This window comes from Microbispora siamensis, from assembly GCF_016863095.1.
Taxonomy (GTDB): domain Bacteria; phylum Actinomycetota; class Actinomycetes; order Streptosporangiales; family Streptosporangiaceae; genus Microbispora; species Microbispora siamensis.
This window is the reverse complement of the sequence record NZ_BOOF01000038.1, coordinates 1-6,041: the sequence shown is the minus strand read 5'-3', so window position 1 is coordinate 6,041 and position 6,041 is coordinate 1. Positions and strand designations below refer to the sequence as shown.

The following is a 6,041-nucleotide window of genomic DNA, read 5'->3' as shown; positions in this document are numbered from 1 at the left end:
CTGGGACTCGCGCTGGGACTCGCGCTGGGACTCGCGCTGGGACTCGCGCTGGGACTCGCGCTGGGACTCGCGCTGGGACTCGCGCTGGGACTCGCAGTGGGGCTGCTCGTGACCCCGCCGGTGCAGGCGGTGCCGTTGAGCGCGAAGCTCGCGGGCACGGGGTTGGACGAGTCGTTCCACGAGCCGTTGAAGCCGAACGACGCCGTGCCGCCGGTGGGGATCGAGGCGTTGTAACCGGCGTCCTTGGCGCTGACCTGCGCGCCGCTCTGGGTGACCGTGGCGTTCCACGCCTGCGTGACGGTCTGGCCGGCGGTGTACGACCAGGTGAGCGTCCAGCCGTTGACGGCGTCGCCGAGATTGGTGATCGTGACGGCGGCTCCGAACCCGCCCTGCCACTGGTTGGTCACCTGGTAGTCCACCCGGCAGCCCGCCGCCGCAGAGGCGGGCAGGGCGGGCAGGACCCCGGCCCCCGCGAGCGCGGCGGCCGAGGCCACGGCGGCGACCAGAGCGGGTCTTCGTCGTGTGGTCATCTGGAACTCCATGAGGGGGTGCCGACAGGGGCGCGGCATTCAGCCGGAAGCGCGTGCGTGCTAGGGAGTTCTCCCAGGCGGGACCTCCGGGGTCGGACCGGGCCCCGGCGGGTACCGTGCGACGGGAAGCGCCGGGGTGCGTCATCACAACGCGAAACCGGTGATGTGGTCAATCAGCCTCGGTTCACCAATGTGAACGCAATCATCCGACGCGTCCGGTCCGCCGATCTATGGCTGCTAGGAGCCGGTGCGGGCGTGTCACCTGCACGCCGACACCGGGTGTCGATCATTGAAACTTTCAGTCCCGCGTGCCGTGCCGGTCTGTGAACGATCACAGATCTGATCTCTCACCCTCGGCTTCCACGCTCCCGCCGAGCCGCTGCATCCGCCCCGCCGTTCCGGTTCGAAGTCCTTGAAGGGAGCCATCCGGCGCGGCCGGTCAGGGAGGAGATCCGCTCATGCCACAGCCTGCCACGGTGATCGTCGTCGGCGCGGGGCTCGCCGGCCTGGCCTGCGCCTGGCACCTGCGCCAGGAGGGGGTGCCGGTCCGCGTCCTGGAGGCGTCCGACGGAGTGGGCGGCCGGATCCGCACCGACCGGGTGAACGGCTTCCGGCTCGACCGGGGCTACCAGATCTTCAACACCAGCTACCCGGAAGCCGCCCGGGTCCTCGACATCGGCGCGCTCGACCTACGGCGGTTCACCAACGGAGCGATGATCTTCCGGGACGGCCGGCGCGAGCGGGTCGAGCTGCCCTGGCGGCACCCTCGGCACGCGCTCAGCGGCCTGCTCGCCCATGTGGGCACGCCGTTCGACAAGGTGGTGCTCGTCGCGGTGACCGTCCGCGACCTGCTGCTCCCCGACTCACTCGTACGGCGGCGCGGGGGCGCCGAGCGCACCACCCTGGCCGAGCTGCGGCGCTGGGGCGCGTCCCCCGAGATCGTCGAGAACCTGTTCCGCCCCCTTCTCGCGGGAGTCGTGCTCGAACGGGAGCTGGAGACCTCCAGCCGGATCTTCCACCTCCTGTGGCGGTCGTTCTCCCGCGGCAGGATCGGTGTGCCGGCCCTCGGCATGGAGCGGATCCCCGCTCAGCTCGCCGCCCGCCTGCCGGAGGGCGCGATCTCGCTGGAGACGCCGGTCAGCGCGCTGACTCCCGAAGGCGTCGCCCTCGCGGACGGAGGCGAGGTCGCGGGTGCGGCCGTGGTGGTGGCGGTGGATCCGCCCGCGGCCGGGCGGCTGGTGCCCGGCCTGCCGGTGCCCGCGATGCGGCCGGTCACGACCTTCTACCACGCCGCCCCGGCCTCGCCCCTCGGCGAGCCCACGCTGGTCGTGGACGCGACGGGAGTGATCACCGACACGATCGTGATCACTGACGCGGCCCCCGAGTACTCCGCCGACGGCCGCGCCCTGATCGCCACCTCGGTGCTCGGCGTCCACACGGACCGGGACGAGCCCCGGGTGCGGGCCCGGCTCACCGAGATCTATGGCGACACCTCGTCGTGGGAGCACCTCGCCACCTACGCGATCGAGGCGGCCCTGCCCGCCATGCCGCCCCCGATGCCGCTGCGCCGCCCGGTGCGTCTGGAAGCGGTCGGGCTGGGCGCCCGGCGCTACGTGTGCGGCGACCACCGGGACACCGGCTCCCACCAGGGCGCGCTGGTCTCCGGACGGCGGGCCGCCCGGGCGGTGCTCGAGGACCTGCGCCGGGCGGCGCGGGCCCGGGGCCGTCGCACCGCCCCGACCTCGGGCCCGGCCCCGACCCGTCAGCCCTGAGGAACCGTGCCTACCTGTCGCCGTTGCCGGGCAGGTCCAGCCAGCGCTGCATGCAGACGATGAGCTCCTCGGCGTCCACCGGCTTGGTGACGTAGTCGCTCGCGCCCGACGACAGCGTCTTCTCCCGGTCGCCGTGCATGGCCTTGGCGGTGACCGCGATGATCGGCAGCTGGGCGAAGCGCGGCATGGACCGGATGGCGGCGGTGGCGGCGTAGCCGTCCATCTCCGGCATCATGATGTCCATCAGCACCAGATCCACGTCGTCGTTGCGCATCAGCACGTCGATGCCCTTGCGGCCGTCCTCCGCGTACAGCACCTGCATGCCGTGCAGTTCGAGGATCGTGGTGAGCGCGAAGACGTTGCGCACGTCGTCGTCCACGACCAGCACCTTGCGGCCCACGAGCGCGCTGTCGACCTTCCCGAGCTCCTGCGCCCCCTCCTCCGACGCCGGCTGCACGAGCGGCAGGACGTTGCCGGGCTCCTCGGCGGACAGGTGCAGAGTGATCCGCTCGCGCAGCTCGTCGAGGCTGGGCAGGCGCTCCAGCGGCTGGTTGCGGGAGCGCACCTGCAGCAGGTCCTCCTGTGGGCGCGACAGCTTGCGCGAGTGGTGCGCGAGCACCGGCAGCGCCCGCAGCGCCGGATCGGAGTCGAGCCCCTTGAGGAAGTCGGCCGCGGCGTCGTGCGGCATGCCGAGGTCGAGCACCACACAGTGGACGCTCTCCTGCCGCAGCATCGACAGTGCGGAGTGGGCGTCGCTCGCGGTCGACACCTGGACCGGCCCGTGGGTGTCGTGCAGGTCGGCCGCGACGCTCTGGGCCAGCATGGACAGCAGGCCGCCGGGCCTGGCCTCGACGACCAGCAGGCGGCGCTCCGCCCTGCGGCCGTCCCTGCCGCCCGAGGTCTGCGCCGCCGCGGGCACCGGGTGCGGGAAGATCAGCGGCGGCTCCTCCTCCCGCGTCCGCGTCTCGGGTTCGTCCCTCTCCACGCCGTCCACGTGGGCCAGCGGGAGGTAGAGCGTGAACGTGCTGCCCTCGCCCAGCGTGCTGGTCGCGCGGATCTCGCCGCCGAGCAGGGTCGCGATCTCCCGGCTGATCGACAGGCCGAGGCCGGTGCCGCCGTACTTGCGGCTGGTCGTGCCGTCGGCCTGCTGGAAGGCGTCGAAGATCTGCGAGAGGTTCTCCGCGGCGATGCCGATGCCGGTGTCCACCACGTGGAAGGCCAGGATCTCCTGGCCGGCGGCGTCCGGCAGGTCCACGTCCGCCGCCCGTTCGATGCGCAGCTCGACCGAGCCCGCCTCGGTGAACTTGACCGCGTTCGACAGCAGGTTGCGCAGCACCTGCCGCAGCCGCTGCTCGTCGGTGAGCAGCTGGGCCGGCACGTCGGAGGCCACCGTCACCCCGAACCGCAGCCCCTTCTGGGTGGTCAGCGGACGGAAGTTGGCGTCCACGTAGTCGAGCAGCTGGCGCAGGCTGACGGGCTCCGGCGTGATGTCCATCTTGCCGGCCTCGATCTTGGACAGGTCGAGGATGTCGTTGATGAGCTGCAACAGGTCGGTGCCGGCCGAGTGGATGACGTTGGCGTACTCCACCTGCTTGGGCGTGAGGTTGCGGGTGGGGTTCTGGGAGAGGAGCTGCGCCAGGATGAGCAGCGAGTTGAGCGGGGTGCGCAGCTCGTGGCTCATGTTGGCGAGGAACTCGCTCTTGTACTTGGACGCCAGCGCGAGCTGCTGGGCCCGGTCCTCCAGCTCCTGACGGGCCTGCTCGATCTCGCTGTTCTTGGTCTCGATGTCGCGGTTCTGCTGGGCCAGCAGTTCCGCCTTCTCCTCCAGCTCGGCGTTCGAGCGCTGCAGTTCCTCCTGCCGCACCTGGAGCTCGGTGGCGAGCCGCTGCGACTCGGCCAGCAGCGCGTCGGTGCGGGCGTTGGCCACGATCGTGTTGACGTTGACGCCGATCGTCTCGACGAGCTGCTCCAGGAAGTTCCGGTGGATGCCGGCGAAGCGCCCCAGGCTGGCCAGCTCGATCACGCCGAGCACCTGGTCCTCGACCACGATCGGCAGCACGATGAGGTTGACGGGCCCGGCCTCGCCGAGACTGGACGACACGGTCAGGTAGCCCGGCGGGATGTCCTCCACCAGGATCGTCCGCCTGGCCTGCGCGGCCTGGCCGACCAGCGACTCGCCGAACGCGAAGCGGCGCGAGGTGTCGCGGTGGCCGTAGCAGCCGACCACCCGCAGCTCCGCGCCCGCCGGGGTCTCCTCGGCCAGCAGGAACGTGCCGTGCTGCGCGTTGACCAGCGGGGCCAGCTCGTTCATGACCAGCTCGGCGACCGCCGACAGGTCGCGGTGGCCCTGCATGAGCCCGGAGATTCTGGCGAGGTTGGTCTTGAGCCAGTCCTGCTCCTGGTTGGCCCTGGTCGACTCGCGCAGCGACTCCACCATGGAGTTGACGTTGTCCTTGAGGTCGGCCAGCTCGCCCTCGGCGTCCACGGTGATGGAGCGGGTGAGGTCGCCGGAGGTGACCGCGCTGGTCACCTCGGCGATCGCGCGGACCTGCCGGGTGAGGTTGCTGGCCAGCTCGTTGACGCTCTCGGTCAGCCGCTTCCAGGTGCCGGACACGCCCTCGACCTCGGCCTGGCCGCCCAGTCGTCCCTCGGTGCTGACCTCGCGCGCGACGCGGGTGACCTCGGCGGCGAACGAGGAGAGCTGTTCGACCATCGTGTTGATGGTCGTCTTCAGTTCCAGGATCTCGCCGCGGGCGACGACGTCGATCTTCCTGGTCAGGTCGCCCCGCGCGACGGCCGTGGTGACCTGGGCGATCGACCGCACCTGGTTGGTCAGGTTGTCGGCCATCGAGTTGACGTTGTCGGTGAGGTCCTTCCAGGTGCCCGCCACGTTGGGCACCCGGGCCTGGCCGCCGAGCTGGCCCTCCGTACCCACCTCACGGGCGACGCGGGTGACCTCGTCGGCGAACGCGCTCAGCGTGTCGACCATGGTGTTGATGGTCTGGGCGAGCGCGGCGACCTCGCCCTTGGCCTCGACGGTGATCTTCTGCGACAGGTCGCCCTTGGCGACCGCCGTGGCGACCTGGGCGATCGAACGGACCTGGCTGGTGAGGTTGGACGCCATCACGTTGACGGAGTCGGTCAGGTCCTTCCAGGTGCCCGACACGCCGCGTACGGTGGCCTGGCCGCCCAGCCGTCCCTCGGTGCCGACCTCGCGGGCGACGCGGGTGACCTCGTCGGCGAACGACGAGAGCTGGTCGACCATCGTGTTGATGGTCTCCTTCAGCTCAAGGATCTCGCCGCGGGCGTCGACGCGGATCTTCTGCGACAGGTCGCCCTTGGCGACCGCCGTGGTCACCTCGGCGATGCTGCGCACCTGGTCGGTGAGGTTGTCGGCCATGACGTTCACCGACTCGGTCAGCGCCTTCCAGGTGCCGGAGACGCCCTTGACGTCGGCCTGGCCGCCCAGCCGTCCCTCGGTGCCGACCTCGCGGGCGACGCGGGTGACCTCGTCGGCGAACGCGCTGAGCGTGTCGACCATGGTGTTGATGGTCTGGGCGAGGGCGGCGACCTCGCCCTTGGCCTCGACGGTGATCTTCTGCGACAGGTCGCCCTTGGCGACCGCCGTGGCGACCTGGGAGATGTTGCGGACCTGGCTGGTGAGGTTGCCCGCCATGAAGTTCACCGAGTCGGTGAGGTCGCGCCAGGTGCCCGACACACCCTTGACGTCGGCCTGGCC

At 71.1% G+C, this 6,041-nt stretch carries 3 protein-coding genes; 1 reads left to right on the top strand and 2 read right to left on the bottom strand.

What is annotated here, in order from left to right; translation table 11 throughout:
- Positions 1-530, bottom strand: a 530-nt coding sequence (locus Msi02_RS29960; protein ID WP_239108811.1) for a cellulose-binding domain-containing protein, incomplete at its 3' end; no start/stop codon positions are given.
- A 458-nt stretch (positions 531-988) separates the two neighbouring features.
- Between Msi02_RS29960 and Msi02_RS29955 the strand changes: the two genes are divergently transcribed.
- Positions 989-2,302, top strand: coding sequence for an FAD-dependent oxidoreductase (locus tag Msi02_RS29955; RefSeq protein ID WP_204051337.1), 1,314 nt, complete (start codon positions 989-991; stop codon positions 2,300-2,302).
- A 10-nt stretch (positions 2,303-2,312) separates the two neighbouring features.
- Here the strand turns inward: Msi02_RS29955 and Msi02_RS29950 are convergent.
- On the bottom strand, positions 2,313-6,041 hold a 3,729-nt coding region (locus Msi02_RS29950), incomplete at its 5' end, for a HAMP domain-containing protein (protein ID WP_204051336.1).

Bases quoted from the DNA above. Each gene is read 5' to 3' on its own strand.
- Msi02_RS29955 (WP_204051337.1), top strand. From the start codon at position 989: ATGCCACAGCCTGCCACGGTGATCGTCGTCGGCGCGGGGCTCGCCGGC.